18 protein-coding genes are annotated in these 17,343 nt (G+C 52.1%); 16 read left to right on the forward strand and 2 right to left on the reverse strand.

The features are described 5' to 3' along the window. Positions 1-35: 35 nt before the first annotated feature. Positions 36-1,460 carry an MFS transporter gene (locus N7922_RS10205; RefSeq protein WP_263100428.1) on the reverse strand — a complete coding sequence of 475 codons (1,425 nt, stop codon included), beginning with the start codon at positions 1,458-1,460 and terminating at the stop codon, positions 36-38. Between the two features lie 214 nt (positions 1,461-1,674). On the opposite strand from N7922_RS10205, the gene azuC reads away from it, so the two are divergent. The 8 genes from azuC (at position 1,675) to otsA (ending at position 9,090) form a co-directional block, all read left to right on the forward strand. Continuing rightward, on the forward strand, positions 1,675-1,758 hold the full coding sequence (azuC, locus tag N7922_RS10210; RefSeq protein WP_017458329.1) for a stress response protein AzuC: 84 nt from the start codon (positions 1,675-1,677) through the stop codon (positions 1,756-1,758). A gap of 121 nt (positions 1,759-1,879) precedes the next feature. Beyond that, complete coding sequence (locus N7922_RS10215; RefSeq protein ID WP_263100429.1) at positions 1,880-2,131, forward strand: DUF2766 domain-containing protein; 252 nt, start codon at positions 1,880-1,882, stop codon at positions 2,129-2,131. A gap of 132 nt (positions 2,132-2,263) precedes the next feature. Then, on the forward strand, positions 2,264-2,821 hold the full coding sequence (locus N7922_RS10220) for a DJ-1 family glyoxalase III (protein ID WP_263100430.1): 558 nt from the start codon (positions 2,264-2,266) through the stop codon (positions 2,819-2,821). 317 nt (positions 2,822-3,138) lie between these two features. After that, positions 3,139-4,119, forward strand: coding sequence for an arabinose ABC transporter substrate-binding protein (locus N7922_RS10225; RefSeq protein WP_061494336.1), 981 nt, complete (start codon positions 3,139-3,141; stop codon positions 4,117-4,119). Positions 4,120-4,189: 70 nt separating this feature from the next. Beyond that, a complete protein-coding gene (gene araG / locus N7922_RS10230) occupies positions 4,190-5,704 on the forward strand; it encodes an L-arabinose ABC transporter ATP-binding protein AraG (RefSeq protein WP_263100431.1) in 1,515 nt (504 codons plus the stop codon). A 14-nt stretch (positions 5,705-5,718) separates the two neighbouring features. Beyond that, positions 5,719-6,699: an L-arabinose ABC transporter permease AraH gene (gene araH / locus N7922_RS10235; RefSeq protein ID WP_263100882.1), complete on the forward strand. Its 981-nt coding sequence runs from the start codon at positions 5,719-5,721 to the stop codon at positions 6,697-6,699. Positions 6,700-6,884: 185 nt separating this feature from the next. Then, positions 6,885-7,691 carry a trehalose-phosphatase gene (gene otsB / locus N7922_RS10240; protein ID WP_263100432.1) on the forward strand — a complete coding sequence of 269 codons (807 nt, stop codon included), beginning with the start codon at positions 6,885-6,887 and terminating at the stop codon, positions 7,689-7,691. After that, positions 7,666-9,090: an alpha,alpha-trehalose-phosphate synthase gene (gene otsA / locus N7922_RS10245; protein WP_263100433.1), complete on the forward strand. Its 1,425-nt coding sequence runs from the start codon at positions 7,666-7,668 to the stop codon at positions 9,088-9,090. The genes otsB and otsA overlap by 26 nt, the downstream gene beginning before the upstream one ends. 31 nt (positions 9,091-9,121) lie before the next feature. Here the strand turns inward: otsA and uspC are convergent, their stop codons facing one another. Beyond that, positions 9,122-9,547 carry a universal stress protein UspC gene (gene uspC, locus N7922_RS10250; protein WP_263100434.1) on the reverse strand — a complete coding sequence of 142 codons (426 nt, stop codon included), beginning with the start codon at positions 9,545-9,547 and terminating at the stop codon, positions 9,122-9,124. A 782-nt stretch (positions 9,548-10,329) separates the two neighbouring features. On the opposite strand from uspC, the gene flhD reads away from it, so the two are divergent. From flhD to N7922_RS10290, 8 genes are all read left to right on the forward strand, one after another. Further along, complete coding sequence (gene flhD / locus N7922_RS10255) at positions 10,330-10,680, forward strand: flagellar transcriptional regulator FlhD (protein WP_263100435.1); 351 nt, start codon at positions 10,330-10,332, stop codon at positions 10,678-10,680. A gap of 2 nt (positions 10,681-10,682) precedes the next feature. Then, a complete protein-coding gene (flhC, locus tag N7922_RS10260) occupies positions 10,683-11,261 on the forward strand; it encodes a flagellar transcriptional regulator FlhC (RefSeq protein WP_263100436.1) in 579 nt (192 codons plus the stop codon). A 123-nt stretch (positions 11,262-11,384) separates the two neighbouring features. After that, the gene (gene motA, locus N7922_RS10265) at positions 11,385-12,272 is read left to right on the forward strand and encodes a flagellar motor stator protein MotA (protein WP_263100437.1); all 888 of its coding nucleotides are present in this window, start codon (positions 11,385-11,387) and stop codon (positions 12,270-12,272) included. Continuing rightward, positions 12,269-13,216 carry a flagellar motor protein MotB gene (gene motB / locus N7922_RS10270; protein ID WP_263100438.1) on the forward strand — a complete coding sequence of 316 codons (948 nt, stop codon included), beginning with the start codon at positions 12,269-12,271 and terminating at the stop codon, positions 13,214-13,216. Before motA ends, motB begins: the two co-directional genes overlap by 4 nt. A gap of 4 nt (positions 13,217-13,220) precedes the next feature. Continuing rightward, entirely contained in the window at positions 13,221-15,293 is a 2,073-nt protein-coding gene (gene cheA / locus N7922_RS10275) for a chemotaxis protein CheA (RefSeq protein ID WP_263100439.1), read from the forward strand. Between the two features lie 22 nt (positions 15,294-15,315). Continuing rightward, positions 15,316-15,819: a chemotaxis protein CheW gene (cheW, locus tag N7922_RS10280; RefSeq protein WP_061494351.1), complete on the forward strand. Its 504-nt coding sequence runs from the start codon at positions 15,316-15,318 to the stop codon at positions 15,817-15,819. A 388-nt stretch (positions 15,820-16,207) separates the two neighbouring features. Beyond that, positions 16,208-16,777, forward strand: coding sequence for a spore coat U domain-containing protein (locus tag N7922_RS10285; protein WP_263100440.1), 570 nt, complete (start codon positions 16,208-16,210; stop codon positions 16,775-16,777). A gap of 91 nt (positions 16,778-16,868) precedes the next feature. Continuing rightward, on the forward strand, positions 16,869-17,342 hold the full coding sequence (locus N7922_RS10290) for a spore coat U domain-containing protein (RefSeq protein WP_263100883.1): 474 nt from the start codon (positions 16,869-16,871) through the stop codon (positions 17,340-17,342). The last annotated feature ends 1 nt before the right edge of the window (position 17,343 follow it).

Below are 17,343 nucleotides of genomic sequence, written 5' to 3' on the forward strand. Positions count from 1 at the left end.
AATCAGCAGGCCGCAATGCATCATTGCGGCCTGTTTTACGCCGCTTTTTTCTGCGATACCGCGCTGCCTGCATTTTTTGTCAGGCGTAGCGTGTCCACCATCCCGACCAGGCAAATCAGTGCGATAAAGACGAACGCCAGTCGAAAACTGATCCCTTCAACCGCCGTAATATGCAACCACTGGCTGACGTACTCTCCGATGCGAATGCCAATCGCGCCAAGTGTAATGCCTAACCCTACGGCCAGTTGTGTGGCGGTGCTGAACAGCGTGTTGGCATAGCTCATCTGTGATGAGGGTACATCCGCAAAGGCCAGCGTGCTGACGCCGGTAAACTGTACGGAACGGAAAACGCCGCCGAGGTAGAGGATCACAAAGGTCAGCCATACAGGCGTATGCGACGTTAGTAATGCACAAGCCAGTAGCCCCAGCACATTCAACCCACCATTGATCAGCAGCAGCTTCTTGAAGCCCAGCCAGCGGATAAGCGGCGTTGTGGCGGGTTTGATACTGAGATTCCCGGCAAAGACCGCCAGCACCAGCAACCCGGCGTGAAAAGGATCCATCCCAAACCCCACCTGGAACAGCAGCGGTAACAAGAACGGTACTGCACTGATGGAGGCGCGGAACAGCGAACCGCCATACATCGTTACCCGAAACGTGGCCACCGCCATGGCATCCAGACGAATCATTGGCCATTGGGCGCGCCGGAAATGACGCAATGTGAAGGCAAGCGTCACCGCACCCAGCGCCAGCAGACCCAGCGTTAACATGCCCTGAGGATGCTCGGAGCCTAAGGCTTCCATAGCATAGACCAGGCTCACCATTGCGATCGCCGTGGCGATAAAGCCTGGCAGATCGAACGGACGACGCTCCTCTTCGCGAATATTGGGGATAATACGCAGCGCCAGCGCAATGGCCAGTACGCCCAGCGGCACATTAATAAAGAAGATCCAACGCCAGTCCGCATAGTGAGTAATAAACCCCCCCAATGGCGGGCCAATGATCGGCGCGACCAGTGCGGGCCAGGTCAGCGTGGCGATGGCCGTAATTAATTGATGTTTTGGCGTAGTGCGCAGTACGGCAAGCCGGCCAACGGGCACCATCAGCGCGCCGCCAATGCCCTGTAAGATACGCATTGACACAAACATATCGACGCTGGTGGACAACCCGCACAGCACCGATGCAACGGTGAAAATCAGTAGCGCCAGCGAGAACACATTGCGCGCACCAAAGCGGTCTGCAATCCAACCGCTGGCGGGGATCAGCACGGCAAGGGTTATCAGATACGCGCTAATACCAATATTCAGCGCCACCGCTTCCACGCCGAAGGTTTTTGCCATATCCGGCAGCGCGGTGGCAATCACCGTGCCGTCGATAAACTCCATAAAGAAAGCGCCGGCTACCAGTAGCGCAGCGGGAGAAAGACCTCCTGTCTTCCGCGAAAGGGTGCTTTCAGTCATTTATTTGTCTGCCATTTGCAAAAATATTTGATAATGCCAAAGAAGTTTTTAGCATCCTAACTGCAGGATTTATAATTGAATTTTTAACAAAGCTACTGCATATGTGTTTTTTGAAACGTGATTTCTATCACATATAGCTTGATTTCTGTGATGAAGGTCATATTATGTACGCATAGAGACGTAACACCTGCATAACAAATCGCCGGAGTAACAAATGAAACTGCGTAAAATTCTGAAGCACATGTTCGAAACCTATTGCAAAACCTTCAAAGACGTACCGCCAGGCGCTATGTTCTGATGATAAAAAAACCTGCTGAAGCAGGTTTTTTTATGCCCGCAATCCGCTACGCCTGACCAGCAAAACTACTTTTACCCGGCAATTCCCGGTACTATGACGCCCTTTATAAAAGGAGCTTCCTATGTCGCAAAATCTCTCAGTTGACCAGGAACTGGTATCGGACGTTGTAGCCTGCCAGTTAGTGATCAAGCAAATCCTTGATGTCATTGACGTTATCGCGCCGGTTGAAGTGCGTGAAAAAATGTCTAACCAGCTAAAAAATATTGATTTTTCCAATAATGCCGCCGCTGCCGACCCGGTTACGCGCCGCGCAATCCAGAAAGCCATTGCATTGATTGAACTGAAGTTCACCCCGCAGGGCGAAGCCCACTGATTCATCACCCAACAATATTGCCATCATACGTGCTGACTGCCTGGGTTGTGACGAAACGAGGATTTTGAAACATCGTTTTGATCAACAATACCCTCCGTTTGGTTAACTAACCTTCAACGTGAGGAGTCAGAGATGAAAAAAGTGGCGGTGTTGTTGGCGCCCGGTTTTGAAGAAGCGGAAGCGATTATTACCATTGATATTTTACGCCGCCTGAATATTGAGGTGGAAACACTGGCCTGTGCAGGATCCCGGGCGGTTGTCAGTTATCACGCGATTCCCATGGTCGCAGATAGCACACTTACTGAACGTATGGACGCGCTTTACGACGCTGTGGTATTGCCTGGCGGCCCGCAAGGCAGTGTTAACCTTGCCGCCAGTAAAGAGGTGGTGCTTTTTGTTGAGCGCCATGATGCAGCAGGTAAACTGATTTGCCCTATCTGCTCAGCCGCAGCCCGCGTGCTTGGCGGCAATGGTTTACTGAAAGGTCGCCGCTATGTGTGCTCAGGCGATCTGTATGAAACCGTGGCGGATGGGGTGTACGTCGATGCACCGGTTGTGGAAGATGGCAACCTGATCAGCGGAAAAGGGTTAGGGCTGGCTTTCGATTTTGCTTTCACTGTCGCTGCCCGTTTACTGGGGGACGAAACGCCGGCGCGAGATCACGCCGATCATATCTACTATAGCTGGTAATTTTTCCGCCCGGATGAGACCTGCATTCGGGCACAAGGATAAGCTGGCTGACCTTATGGATAATTCTGCTTTTACCCTTTCGATTTGTCCGACAAAAACCTCCGTTTTTATGTGCAATATCGCTGAATTTATGTACGGAATTACTGTAATTCAGCGGTGTGATGGCGCTCTCCTATGGAGAATCAATTTCCCGCTAAAACTATTTCCAGCACAGAGGTCCAGGGATACATGGACTCTAATGCCTTGTTTTATGAACTTTTAAATATGCCGATTTTTAATTTTCCCTACATAAAAGAAAGCTGAAGCTGGAGTTTACCATGCACAAATTCACTAAAGCGTTGGCGGCCATCGGTCTGGCTGCCGTTATGTCACAATCCGCTATCGCTGAAACAATGAAGCTGGGTTTTCTGGTGAAACAACCGGAAGAACCCTGGTTCCAGACAGAATGGAAATTCGCTGATAAGGCAGGTAAAGATTTAGGCTTTGAAGTGATTAAAATTGCGGTGCCGGACGGCGAAAAAACGCTGAACGCCATCGATAGCCTCGCGGCCAGCGGCGCAAAAGGGTTTGTTATCTGTACTCCGGATCCGAAACTGGGCTCGGCGATTGTCGCGAAAGCGCGCGGATACGATATGAAAGTCATCGCTGTGGATGACCAGTTCGTGAACGCCAAAGGCGAACCGATGACCAGCGTTCCGTTGGTGATGATGGCGGCGAGTGAAATTGGTGCCCGCCAGGGTCAGGAACTCTATAAAGAGATGCAAAAACGCGGCTGGAATGTGAAAGATACAGCAGTCATGGCTATTACCGCCAATGAGCTGGATACCGCTCGCCGCCGCACGACCGGTTCCATGGATGCGCTGAAAAAAGCCGGTTTCCCGGAAAAACAGATCTACCAGGTCCCCACCAAATCTAACGATATCCCGGGCGCATTCGATGCCGGTAACTCCCTGTTAGTTCAGCACCCGGAAGTCAAACACTGGCTGGTGCTGGGGATGAACGATAACACCGTTCTTGGCGGTGTCCGTGCAACTGAAGGGCAGGGCTTTAAAGCAGCCGATGTGATTGGTATCGGTATTAACGGTGTTGATGCGGTAAGCGAACTGTCGAAAGCGCAGGCCACTGGCTTCTTTGGTTCTCTGCTGCCAAGCCCGGACGTACACGGTTATAAAACCAGTGAGCTGCTGTACAACTGGGTAACCAAAGGCGTTGAACCTGCGAAATTTACAGCGGTGACGGATGTTGTACTGATCACCCGCGACAACTTCAAAGAAGAGCTGGCGAAAAAAGGACTGTAATTCTCTGTTGGTTGTGCTCCCCGCGCTGGCGGGGAGCCAGACGTACAATGAACTGCTTTACGGAGACGGTATGCAACAGTCTACTCCTTATCTCTCTTTTCGCGGCATCGGCAAGACATTTCCCGGTGTGAAAGCGCTCAGTGAGATCAGTTTTGATTGCCACGCCGGGCAAGTCCACGCCTTGATGGGTGAAAACGGCGCGGGTAAATCGACACTCTTAAAAATTCTTAGCGGCAACTATGCGCCGACCACCGGAACGTTGGCGATCAAAGGTGAAGAGGTCTCTTTTGCCGATACCACGGCGGCGCTTAATGCCGGAGTGGCGATTATTTACCAGGAATTACACCTGGTGCCGGAAATGACCGTTGCCGAGAATATCTATCTCGGGCAACTCCCCCATAAAAGCGGCATCGTAAATCGTTCGCTGCTGAATTACGAAGCGGGCTTGCAGCTTCAGCATCTGGGTCTGGATATCGATCCGCAAACACCGCTGAAATATCTCTCCATTGGGCAGTGGCAAATGGTGGAGATTGCCAAAGCGCTGGCGCGCAATGCCAAAATCATCGCTTTTGACGAACCGACCAGCTCACTTTCGGCGCGCGAAATCGACAACCTATTCCGCGTGATCCGCGAACTGCGCAAAGAGGGGCGGGTGATCCTGTATGTTTCGCACCGCATGGAAGAAATTTTCGCCCTGAGCGACGCGATCACCGTCTTTAAAGATGGTCGCTATGTGCGCACCTTCACTGATATGCAGCAGGTCAACCATGACCAACTGGTGCAGGCGATGGTCGGGCGCGAGCTGGGTGATATTTACGGCTGGCAGCCGCGGGAATATGGCGAGGAACGCCTGCGTCTCGAACAGGTAAAAGCACCGGGCGTGCGAACGCCGATTAGCCTGAGCGTTCGCAGCGGTGAAATCGTCGGCCTGTTCGGGCTGGTGGGCGCCGGGCGCAGCGAATTGATGAAAGGCTTGTTTGGCGGCACGCGCATCACCGAAGGGCGCGTGTTCATTGATGGTGAGGCGGTGGATATTCAGAAACCGGCGCATGCCATCCATGCCGGCATGATGCTGTGCCCGGAAGATCGCAAAGCGGAGGGCATCATCCCGGTTCATTCAGTGCAGGAGAACATTAATATCAGCGCCCGACGCAAATATATCCGCGCCGGTTGCCTGATCGACAATGGTTGGGAAAGCCAGAATGCCGAGCACCATATTCGTTCACTCAATATCAAAACGCCGGGCGCGGATCAGCTGATTATGAATCTCTCCGGGGGAAACCAGCAGAAAGCCATTTTGGGCCGCTGGCTCTCCGAAGAGATGAAGGTCATTTTGCTGGATGAGCCAACCCGCGGCATTGATGTCGGGGCGAAACATGAAATCTATAACGTGATTTATGCGCTGGCGTCCCGGGGGGTTGCGGTGTTGTTTGCCTCAAGCGATCTGCCGGAGGTGCTGGGCGTTGCCGACCGCATTGTTGTGATGCGGGAAGGCGAAATCGCCGGTGAGCTGTTACACGGTCAGGGCGATGAACAGCAGGCGCTGAGCCTCGCGATGCCTAAAGTTAGCCAGGCTGTCGCCTGAGTGAGGAGAAAATGATGTCATCTTTAACAACGTCCCGCGCATCAAAGTCGACTTTCGGTTTCGGTCGCATCTGGGATCAGTTTGGCATGCTGGTGGTCTTCGCCGTGCTGTTTATTGGCTGCGCCGTTTTTGTGCCGAACTTTGCCTCTTTCGTCAATATGAAAGGGCTGGGGCTGGCCATTTCCATGTCGGGCATGGTCGCCTGCGGTATGTTATTTTGCCTGGCTTCCGGGGATTTTGACCTGTCTGTTGCCTCCGTTATTGCCTGCGCCGGGGTGACCACGGCAGTGGTCATTAACGTGACAGAAAGCCTGTGGATTGGCGTCTTTGCCGGTTTACTGCTTGGCATTGTCAGCGGGTTAATCAACGGCTTTGTGATTGCACGCTTAAAAATCAACGCTCTGATCACGACGCTTGCCACCATGCAGATTGTGCGCGGGCTGGCGTATATTATCTCCGATGGTAAAGCCGTGGGCATCGAAGACGAACGCTTCTTTGCACTGGGCTATGCCAACTGGCTGGGGCTGCCTGCGCCGATATGGTTGACCGTCGGATGCCTGATTATTTTTGGTTTCCTGCTCAACAAAACCACCTTTGGCCGTAACACTTTGGCGATAGGCGGTAATGAAGAGGCGGCCCGTCTGGCGGGTGTTCCGGTGGTCAGAACCAAGATCATCATCTTTGTGCTGTCTGGTCTGGTATCGGCAGCAGCGGGCATTATCCTTGCCTCGCGCATGACCAGCGGACAGCCGATGACCTCGATTGGTTATGAGCTGATCGTGATTTCAGCCTGTGTGCTGGGGGGCGTGTCTCTGAAAGGGGGGATTGGTAAAATTTCTTATGTGGTGGCGGGGATTTTGATTCTCGGCACGGTGGAAAATGCCATGAACCTGCTGAATATTTCGCCTTTCTCGCAATATGTGGTACGTGGTTTGATTCTGCTGGCGGCCGTTATTTTCGACCGCTACAAACAAAAAGCCAAACGTACCGTCTGATACATCCCGCATAAATTCCCGACACAATCTTTTAGTTTACGTCTACTCCTTACCAGCCGCTAATCCGGCTGGTAAGTCATGCTTAAAATGGCGAGCAGCGTCACACTGTCTATACTTACATGGCTAATGAAAATGAGATGTTTTTGAATAAAGACTCTCATCATGACTGTAAGGAGGAAACCAGGGTGGAAAACGCATTATCTGTACCGCCTCTCTTTTCCGGTAATTTTGCCTTTTTTTTCGATTTGGATGGCACCCTCGCGGACATTAAACCGCATCCGGACGATGTCTGTGTCCCGGATGATGTGCTGGCGAGACTTGCATTGCTTGCAGAGATGAACGACGGTGCGCTGGCGTTGATTTCAGGGCGTTCAATTGCCGAGCTGGAAAGGCTCGCCAGGCCGTATAGCTTCCCTCTCGCCGGGGTGCATGGGGCGGAACGCCGCGATATCAACGGTCAAACCGAACGGGTGACGTTACCGGAAAATGTATTGTTGCCGCTGGAACGTGAGCTCCGGCAAGGTGTATCAACGCTAAGCGACGTTGAATTGGAAGCCAAAGGGATGGCCTTTGCGCTGCATTACCGCCAGGCGCCGCAGCATGAGGATGCGGTGTTTGCACTGGCGAAAAAAATGGTCGCACGCTTCCCGCAACTGGCTATGCAACCGGGAAAATGCGTGGTGGAGCTTAAACCGTCCGGTATTCATAAAGGCGCGGCGATTGAGGCTTTTTTACAAACTCCCCCGTTTTGCGGCAGAAAGCCAGTGTTTGTCGGGGACGACCTTACCGATGAGCATGGTTTTATCGTCGTTAATCGACTGGGAGGCGTGTCGATTAAAGTCGGCTCTGGGGCAACCCAGGCAAAATGGCGGCTGGAAAGCGTCAGCGATGTGCACCAGTGGCTTGAACGTCTTGCCGACTATCAACAACAAGAACAACGGGCGCTAACAAACAGGAGAGATGACTATGAGTCGCTTAGTCGTAGTATCTAATCGTATTGCACCGCCTGATAATAAAAAAGCCAGCGCTGGCGGGCTGGCTGTAGGGATTCTGGGCGCATTAAAAGCCACCGGTGGATTGTGGTTTGGCTGGAGCGGTGACATTGGCGACGAGGACAAACCGCTAAAAAAGGTCACTAAGGGCAATATCACCTGGGCCTCTTTTAACCTAAGTGAAGCACATTACGAGCAATATTATTCGCAATTTTCCAACGCCGTATTATGGCCCGCATTTCATTACCGCCTGGACCTGGTGAATTACCAGCGCGAAGCCTGGGAAGGGTACCGGGAGGTGAATGCCCTGTTAGCGGACAAGCTGCTGCCATTGCTGAAGCCTGATGACATTCTGTGGATCCACGACTACCATCTGCTGCCTTTTGCCAGTGAACTGCGCCAGCGTGGGGTCAATAACCAGATTGGCTTTTTCCTGCATATTCCATTCCCGACGCCGGAGATCTTCAACGCCTTGCCGCCACATGCGGAATTGCTGGAACAGATGTGCGATTACGATCTTATTGGCTTCCAGACGGAAAGCGACAGACTGGCGTTTCTTGATAGTTTGTCGGTCCAGACTCGCCTGACTACGCGCAGCGGTAAAAACCATGTGGCGTGGGGCAAAAACTTCCGTACCGAAGTCTACCCTATCGGGATCGAGCCAAAAGAGATCGCGCAGCAGGCCGCCGGACCGCTGCCGCCAAAACTGGCGCAGCTGAAGAACGAACTTAAAAATGTGAAGAATATCTTTTCGGTAGAACGTCTGGATTACTCCAAAGGGCTGCCGGAGCGTTTTCTTGCCTATGAAACGCTGCTGGAGAAATATCCTCAGCATCACGGCAAAATCCGTTATACGCAGATTGCACCCACCTCAAGGGGGGAAGTTCAGGCGTATCAGGACATTCGTCATCAACTGGAAACCGAGGCCGGGCGGATTAACGGCAAATACGGTCAGCTTGGCTGGACACCGCTCTACTATCTGAATCAGCATTTTGACCGCAAGGTGCTGATGAAAGTGTTCCGCTATGCGGAAGTCGGGCTGGTAACGCCCCTGCGTGATGGCATGAATCTGGTGGCGAAGGAGTATGTTGCGGCTCAGGATCCTGCCAATCCGGGGGTGCTTATTCTGTCGCAATTCGCTGGTGCGGCAAATGAGCTCACCTCGGCGTTAATTGTGAACCCGTATGACAGGGATGATGTGGCCGCAGCGATGGACTGCGCGCTCAGAATGCCGCTTGCTGAGCGTATTTCACGTCATGCGGAGATGCTGGAGATCATCAAGGACAATGACATAGACCACTGGCAACAAAGGTTTATTAGCGATTTAAAGCGCATCACGCCACGTAGCGCGCAAAGCCAGCTACAAAGTAAAGTGGCGACCTTTCCTAAGCTGGCATAAGGATACAGGCTCCCGTGTTGACGGGAGCCTGTTAGCGGGCTAATGCCACCAATAGCACATCGACCTCACTGGCGCTGACAATACTCTTCGCGGAGCAGGCGGCACGCGAGAAAAACGTCTGGTTATGGTTGCCGCACAGCACCAAATCGACAGCCTGTTTGCGGCAGGTATGCAGGATATGTTCGCTTAGCTCACCTGAGGCAATGATCACGCGTTCAATCGGATAACCCGCACTACTGACCAGTTCATCCATAAACTGTTGCGTCTCTTCCTGTAAAACTTCACGCACATTCTCCATCATCGGTGCGGCGAGTTGATTATACAGTTCCGGGTCGGCTGCGAGGGTAATGAGGGTGATGCGGGCGTTGAATGGACGGGCGATATCAATAGCTTTCGCCAGCAGTTGCCGGCTTTCTGGCGTGACCGCCACTGCGACCAGAAGATGAGCATAAGACATGTCTCTCTCCCCGATTTGAATCAAATTTTTCTCACCATTACTCCCTTTCTGCAGGCAGTGCAACCCGGAAATATTGCTGTGATGTGAAGGTTATCATAAATATTCATTAATTATTCTTACGTAATGGCATGGTCGCGGTTTGAGCGGGTTAATCGAATTTAAAATCTTATCTAAAATTAAGAGAATTTAAGATCAAATTGTTAAATTATTGATAGCACTGACTAAGTGTATCTGAATGATAACGCACCTTTATTATGTAGCCATGCTTAAAACGTAATTTATTGTTTTGTATTGGTTTTTGTTTTTGTGTCTTTTGTAGATACATTTGTCTGAATGTAAATGACGCAGCAGGGTAAACCTCCGACCAGTTAACAATGTTTAGGCGCAGGGTTGCATGAGTATTCGTCAGAAAGGAATAGAAAAGGTGGTCAATCGGACAAAAAAACATCAAATATGAAGCGTGACTGATAGATTTATTGTCCGGAATCACTTAAATTATGTGACGTGGATCACAAAAATTTCAAAATTTCGCACGAGTCAGATTGTATGTGGCAGCACCTACGAGTACAGTTGCGTCGAATTAGGAAAAATCTTAGTTCTTTGTAAGAAATGATTAAGAACTTAGCAGGGCAATAACATTTGAGCGAAGCGCCCTTGCACATGCGATCCTAAGTCAGTTATGCATTTAGCCTTTCTTTTTTTATACCGGGTTTTTTCCCGGCGACATCACGGGGTGCGGCTTAGCCGCATAAGATACAAGTTGGTTATTCGGGATGGGAAAAATGCATACATCCGAGTTGCTGAAACATGTTTACGACATCAACCTGTCGTATTTACTCCTTGCTCAGCGTTTGATCAGCCAGGACAAAGCGTCCGCAATGTTCCGTCTTGGCATTAACGAAGAAATGGCTACCACACTGGGTGAGTTAACCCTTCCGCAAATGGTAAAACTGGCTGAAACTAACCAGCTTATCTGCCAGTTCCGTTTTGACAGTCACCAGACCATTACTCGTCTGACCCAGGAATCACGCGTGGATGACTTACAGCAAGTCCACACCGGGATTTTACTTTCCACACGCCTGCTTAATGAGTCTTCACAGACCGGCGATGCGGCCAGAAAGAAAAGGGCTTAAAGATGGGCGAAAAAAGCATTGTTCAGGAAGCCCGCGACATCCAGTTAGCAATGGAACTGATCACGCTGGGCGCACGTTTGCAAATGCTGGAAAGTGAGACGCAACTGAGCCGTGGTCGTCTCATTAAACTCTACAAAGAGTTGCGTGGTAGCCCGCCGCCGAAAGGCATGCTGCCATTTTCCACCGACTGGTTCATGACCTGGGAGCAAAATATCCATGCATCCATGTTCTGTAACGCCTGGCAATTTTTACTGAAAACAGGTCTGTGCAGCGGTGTTGATGCGGTCATCAAAGCATACCGACTCTACCTCGAACAATGCCCTCAAGCTGAGGAGGGACCACTGCTGGCGCTGACCCGCGCCTGGACGCTGGTTCGTTTCGTGGAAAGCGGAATGCTGGAGTTGTCTCGCTGTAATTGCTGCGGTGGTAATTTTATTACTCATGCACACCAGCCTGTTGGTAGTTTCGCCTGCAGTTTATGCCAGCCGCCGTCTCGCGCGGTAAAAAGACGTAAACTTTCCCGCGATGCTGCCGATATTATTCCACAACTGCTGGATGAACAGATCGATCAGGCTGTTTGACCGAATCAGGTGGAAAACACTCCAGCAGCGGTGCAGTAATGCCGCTGCTTTTTTTTGCCTCCGATTCGTTAACCCTCTGAAATGTTTATCCCTAGCCTTAGTCATTAGCAGAAGGATGATGTCGTGCTTATCGTATTAGGTTACCTGGTTGTTCTTGGCGCAGTCTTTGGCGGTTATATGATGACCGGCGGAGAACTCGGCGCACTTTATCAACCGTCTGAACTGATCATCATCGGTGGCGCGGGTGTTGGTGCATTCATTGTAGGCAACAACGGTAAAGCCATCAAAGGAACGCTGAAAGCGATGCCTTTGCTGTTTCGCCGTTCGAAATACACCAAAAGCATGTATATGGACTTGCTGGCGTTGCTTTATCGCCTGATGGCGAAATCACGTCAACAGGGTATGTTCTCTCTGGAACGCGATATTGAAAACCCCAAAGAGAGCGAGATTTTTGCCAGTTATCCACGGATTCTCGCGGACGCAACCATGCTTGAATTTATCGTGGATTACTTGCGACTCATCATCAGCGGCAACATGAACACCTTCGAAATTGAAGCGCTGATGGATGAGGAGATCGAAACGCACGAAAGCGAGGCCGAAGTTCCCGCGAATGCGCTGGCGGCGGTAGGGGATTCTCTCCCGGCATTCGGTATCGTGGCGGCGGTTATGGGCGTGGTGCACGCGTTGGCGTCGGCGGACCGTCCGGCCGCTGAGCTGGGTGCGTTGATTGCTCACGCGATGGTGGGGACGTTCCTCGGTATTCTGTTGGCGTACGGTTTTATCTCTCCGCTGGCCAGCGTACTGCGCCAGAAGAGTGCTGAAACCGCCAAAATGATGCAGTGCGTGAAGATCACATTGCTGTCGAATCTTAACGGTTACGCACCGCCAATCGCGGTCGAGTTTGGTCGTAAAACGCTGTACTCCAGTGAGCGTCCGTCGTTTGTCGAACTGGATGAACATGTACGTGCGGTGAGAAACCCTAACCAACAGACGACGACTGAGGACGCATGAAAAATCAGTCCCATCCAATCGTTGTTGTAAAACGAAAAAAACATAAAGGCCACGGCGGCGGCGGTCACGGCTCCTGGAAGATAGCCTATGCCGACTTTATGACGGCGATGATGGCGTTTTTCCTGGTGATGTGGTTGATCTCCATCTCCAGCCCGAAAGAACTCATCCAGATTGCGGAATATTTCCGCACGCCGCTGGCAACTGCGGTCACGGGTGGGCCGAGAATTTCTAACAGCGACAGCCCGATTCCGGGCGGTGGCGATGACTACACACAGCAAAAGGGCGAAATACAAAAACAGCCCAACATTGATGATTTGAAAAAACGCATGGAGCAATCGCGCCTGAGTAAATTGCGCGGTGATCTGGACCAGTTAATTGAAGCCGATCCCAAGCTGCGCGCATTACGTCCGCATCTGAAAATCGACCTGGTGCAGGAAGGGCTACGCATTCAGATTATCGACAGCCAGAACCGGCCGATGTTTAAGACCGGCAGTGCGGAGGTTGAGCCCTATATGCGAGATATTTTACGGGCGATTGCGCCAATACTAAATGGGATCCCCAACAGGATCAGCCTGTCGGGCCATACCGATGATTTCCCTTACGCCAACGGCGAGAAAGGGTACAGCAACTGGGAGCTCTCCGCCGATCGCGCCAACGCGTCGCGCCGTGAGCTGGTTGCCGGAGGGCTGGACAACGGCAAGATCCTTCGGGTGGTCGGCATGGCGGCAACAATGCGCATGGCTGACGCAGGTCCGGATGAAGCAATCAACCGCCGAATTAGTCTTTTGGTTCTTAATAAGCAGGCAGAACAGGCCATTCTGCATGAAAACGCCGAAAGTCAGAATGCGCCAGTAAGCGCGATTACACAGCCAGAGGCAGCGGGTGCAACCGCGCCAGCGTCTCCGGCAGCAGTTTCCACATCGCCACAAGCCGAACCGAGGTGATAGCGTGAGCATGGATATTAGCGATTTTTATCAGACATTTTTTGATGAAGCTGACGAGTTGTTGGCCGATATGGAACAACACTTGTTGGATTTGGTGCCCGAAGCACCGGATTCAGAACAGCTCAACGCCATCTTTCGTGCTGCGCACTCAATAAAAGGTGGTGCTGGCACATTTGGCTTCACCATCTTGCAGGAAACCACCCATTTAATGGAAAACCTGCTCGATGAGGCGCGGCGTGGAGAGATGCAGCTCAACACCGATATTATCAACCTGTTTTTGGAAACCAAAGATATTATGCAGGAACAGCTCGACGCCTATAAAAGCTCGCAAGAGCCAGATGCCGCCAGCTTTGAATACATCTGCAATGCTCTGCGCCAGTTGGCGTTGGAAGCAAAAGGAGAGGTTGTTCCCGCCGCTGCGAGCGCTGCGAAACTCTCCGTTGTTGATGCTGCTGCGCCGGAATCTGAAACCGCTGCCGCGCCGGCCGCTGAAAGCGACGGTAAACTGCGTATTGTTCTGTCTCGCCTGAAAGAGAGCGAAATTGGATTACTGGAAGAAGAGCTCAGCAATCTGGGTACGCTCAGCGATGTCGTGAAGGGCACTGATACCCTGAGCGTGACGCTGGATGGCGGTGTTGGCGAAGACGATATCATTGCGGTGTTGTGCTTTGTGATTGAAGCCGACCAAATCGCATTTGAAAAATCTGCGGCGGCATCTGCGCCTGCTGCAGCCGAAACAGCGGAGGCTGCTACTGCGGCTGTCGACGATGCGACAGAAGCCGCGCCGCAAGCGGTTGTGCCGGTGGCGAAACCTGCTGCGGCGCCTGCGCTGAAAGCGGTGGCGAAAGAGCAACCGGCAGGCCGTGAAAAACCTGCCGCTCGCGCCAGCGAATCCACCAGTATTCGTGTTGCCGTTGAGAAAGTGGACCAGTTGATTAACCTGGTGGGCGAGCTGGTTATCACCCAGTCAATGTTGGCGCAGCGTTCCAACGAACTGGATCCGGTCACCCATGGCGATCTGATCACCAGCATGAGTCAGCTTCAACGCAACGCCCGCGACCTGCAGGAATCGGTGATGTCCATCCGTATGATGCCGATGGAATATGTCTTCAGCCGTTTCCCTCGCCTGGTTCGCGACCTGGCCAGCAAGCTGGATAAACAGGTTGAGCTGACCTTGCAGGGGAGTTCAACTGAACTGGATAAGAGCCTGATCGAGCGCATTATTGACCCGTTAACGCACCTGGTGCGTAACAGCCTCGACCATGGGATTGAGTCTCCGGAGAAACGTGTTGAAGCCGGCAAATCTCCGGTGGGCAACCTGATCCTCTCGGCGGAACACCAGGGCGGGAACATCTGCATCGAAGTGACAGACGATGGTGCAGGTCTGAACCGTGAACGTATCCTGGCGAAGGCGATTTCTCAGGGTATGGCCGTCCATGAAAATATGACCGATGAAGAAGTGGGGATGCTGATTTTTGCACCGGGCTTCTCTACCGCAGAACAGGTGACTGACGTTTCCGGTCGTGGTGTCGGTATGGACGTGGTGAAACGTAACATCCAGGAAATGGGTGGTCACGTTGAGATCAAGTCTAAACAAGGTTCTGGCACAACAATTCGTATTCTGCTGCCGCTGACGCTGGCTATCCTCGACGGGATGTCAGTGAAAGTGAACGACGAAGTCTTCATTCTGCCGCTGAACGCAGTAATGGAATCTTTGCAGCCGCGTGAAGAAGATCTGCACCCGCTCGCGGGTGGGGAACGTGTACTGGAAGTGCGCGGTGAGTATCTGCCGCTGGTGGAACTGTGGAAAGTGTTTGACGTCATGGGCGCGAAAACCGAAGCCACGCAAGGTATCGTCGTGATTCTGCAGAGTGCTGGTCGTCGTTATGCACTGCTGGTTGATCAACTGATTGGTCAGCACCAGGTGGTGGTTAAAAACCTGGAAAGTAACTATCGCAAAGTGCCGGGGATTTCTGCGGCCACCATCCTTGGTGATGGTAGTGTCGCGCTGATCGTCGACGTATCGGCGCTGCAGGGATTAAATCGTGAACATCGTATGGCGCACACAGCTGCCTGATTTAGTTAAAAAGGTATAAAACATGACCGGTATGAGTAATGTAGCAAAACTGGCGGGCGAGCCATCAGGTCAGGAATTCCTGGTATTCACTCTGGGCGATGAAGAATACGGTATCGATATTCTCAAAGTGCAGGAAATTCGTGGCTATGATCAGGTGACGCGTATCGCCAATACCCCCGACTTTATCAAAGGCGTCACTAACCTGCGTGGTGTGATTGTGCCGATTGTCGATCTGCGTGTGAAATTCAGTCAGGGCGACGTTGAGTATGATGACAACACCGTGGTTATCGTGCTGAATTTCGGCCAGCGTGTGGTGGGGATTGTGGTGGATGGCGTATCTGATGTGCTCTCTCTGGCATCCGATCAGATTCGTCCGGCGCCGGAATTCGCCGTTACCCTGTCTACCGAATACCTGACGGGCCTGGGCGCGCTCGGCGACCGTATGCTGATTCTGGTAAACATCGAAAAACTGCTCAACAGCGATGAAATGGCGCTGCTGGACATCGCTGCGACCCACGTAGCGTAATTATTCGGGCGGGTGACAGTCGTCACTCGCCCTTATTTTCTCTTCTCTCCACTCCCTTCCCAAAATATATTCTGTAGCCAAAATGGAATGCGGATAAATGCTTTCGCAGGCTGTGTTTTGCTTTTGAAATATATAGTGACATTTATCACATTTTAATTCATATATCCTTTGCATAAAGCCATCAAGACGGTGTTTTTAATGTTTAATTAATTGATTTAACTGGTTTAATTAAAGAGAATTCTCGTTACATTCTGCAACCTTTCGCTAAGTGGTTGAAGTGTCCGGGGTAAACTAAATTTCAGTTATTCCAGCTTTGTTTTTTGGCGTGTTTTCCGGTGGCTTATTCATTCGTGGTTAACGGCACGCTTTATTTCCGGAGGCGATAGCGATGAACAGAAAACTTCTCATTGTCCTTGCAGGTGGGACGCTGGCGTTGATCGGGCATAATGCCCAGGCGGTAAACAGCAGCGGCACTATTGGTGCGACATTGACGCTGACGAATGGCTGCCTTATTAACGGCTCTCCGAGCCAGAATGGCATCAACTTCGGTACGCTGGATTTTGGTACACACCCGGCCACATTTTCGCAATTAACCACACAATTAACGGGCGCCAGCGGCGGCAACAGCTTTGGCATCCAATGCACGACCACGGATTACACCGTACAGATCACGGGCAATACAAACTCCACAGCGCCAGGGACCGTCGTCGGAACACCTGGTACGCCCGCACGTTATTTAGTGAATACTGCCAACACCACCCAGGGCGTTGCCTACAGCCTCTACAGCGATAGCGGCTTCAGTAACGTCATCACCAATAACACCAATATCCCGAGAGCATCGACCAGCGGCGGTGTGGACAACTACACCCTTTATGGCCGGATCACCGGCGGTGGAGACAGCGTGAGCGTCGTGCCGGGTACGTACACCGATACGATCAATGTGAGCGTGACGTACTAATTCTCTGCACATGATATCAGCCGGCACTGGCGCTTCCTTCACGGGAAGCGGAGGGATCCTGCGCGCAATTTCAGGCGTGATATTGCTGGTAATGCTGGCGTGGCAGGGGGCGCTTGCGGTGACGACGCAGACGTTCACCGTGGGGGCGACGATAGCGCCGGGCTGTTCGGTCGCGAGCGGCAGCGGCGGTGTGTTTGGCACGCTCAATTTCGGTACCCGTACCGGGGTTCAAAGCGGGCAAGTCTCTACCAGTTTTGTGCCTGGCGCATCGCTGTCTTTGGGGTGTACTCCTGGCGTGGCGTTAAGCATGAGCATTAACGGCGGGCAGAATTACTCCACGGTGCGCAACCTGCAACGCACTGGCAGCACCGACCGCGTGCCCTATCGGCTCTACAGCAGCAGTACGCTGGCGGCGAACACGGAAATCGGCGTTAACCAGTCCGTTTCTGTTGCCTATACCGATAGCAATAACATCGCGTTATCCATTTTTGGTGCGGCAACATTGACCGGGTTCAGCCCGGCGGGAACCTATACTGATCAACTGACCGTGACCTTGTCATGGTAAT

The organism is Kosakonia sp. ML.JS2a (assembly GCF_025642095.1).
In the GTDB taxonomy this organism is placed as follows: Bacteria; Pseudomonadota; Gammaproteobacteria; order Enterobacterales; family Enterobacteriaceae.

Coding starts and splice junctions, on each gene's coding strand:
- uspC (WP_263100434.1), bottom strand. CDS start 9,547: ATGTCTTATGCTCATCTTCTGGTCGCAGTGGCGGTCACGCCAGAAAGC.
- azuC (WP_017458329.1), top strand. CDS start 1,675: ATGAAACTGCGTAAAATTCTGAAGCACATGTTCGAAACCTATTGCAAA.
- N7922_RS10215 (WP_263100429.1), top strand. CDS start 1,880: ATGTCGCAAAATCTCTCAGTTGACCAGGAACTGGTATCGGACGTTGTA.
- flhD (WP_263100435.1), top strand. CDS start 10,330: ATGCATACATCCGAGTTGCTGAAACATGTTTACGACATCAACCTGTCG.
- motB (WP_263100438.1), top strand. CDS start 12,269: ATGAAAAATCAGTCCCATCCAATCGTTGTTGTAAAACGAAAAAAACAT.
- N7922_RS10290 (WP_263100883.1), top strand. CDS start 16,869: ATGCTGGCGTGGCAGGGGGCGCTTGCGGTGACGACGCAGACGTTCACC.
- araH (WP_263100882.1), top strand. CDS start 5,719: ATGTCATCTTTAACAACGTCCCGCGCATCAAAGTCGACTTTCGGTTTC.
- N7922_RS10220 (WP_263100430.1), top strand. CDS start 2,264: ATGAAAAAAGTGGCGGTGTTGTTGGCGCCCGGTTTTGAAGAAGCGGAA.
- flhC (WP_263100436.1), top strand. CDS start 10,683: ATGGGCGAAAAAAGCATTGTTCAGGAAGCCCGCGACATCCAGTTAGCA.
- araG (WP_263100431.1), top strand. CDS start 4,190: ATGCAACAGTCTACTCCTTATCTCTCTTTTCGCGGCATCGGCAAGACA.
- N7922_RS10205 (WP_263100428.1), bottom strand. CDS start 1,460: ATGACTGAAAGCACCCTTTCGCGGAAGACAGGAGGTCTTTCTCCCGCT.
- otsA (WP_263100433.1), top strand. CDS start 7,666: ATGAGTCGCTTAGTCGTAGTATCTAATCGTATTGCACCGCCTGATAAT.
- N7922_RS10225 (WP_061494336.1), top strand. CDS start 3,139: ATGCACAAATTCACTAAAGCGTTGGCGGCCATCGGTCTGGCTGCCGTT.
- N7922_RS10285 (WP_263100440.1), top strand. CDS start 16,208: ATGAACAGAAAACTTCTCATTGTCCTTGCAGGTGGGACGCTGGCGTTG.
- cheW (WP_061494351.1), top strand. CDS start 15,316: ATGACCGGTATGAGTAATGTAGCAAAACTGGCGGGCGAGCCATCAGGT.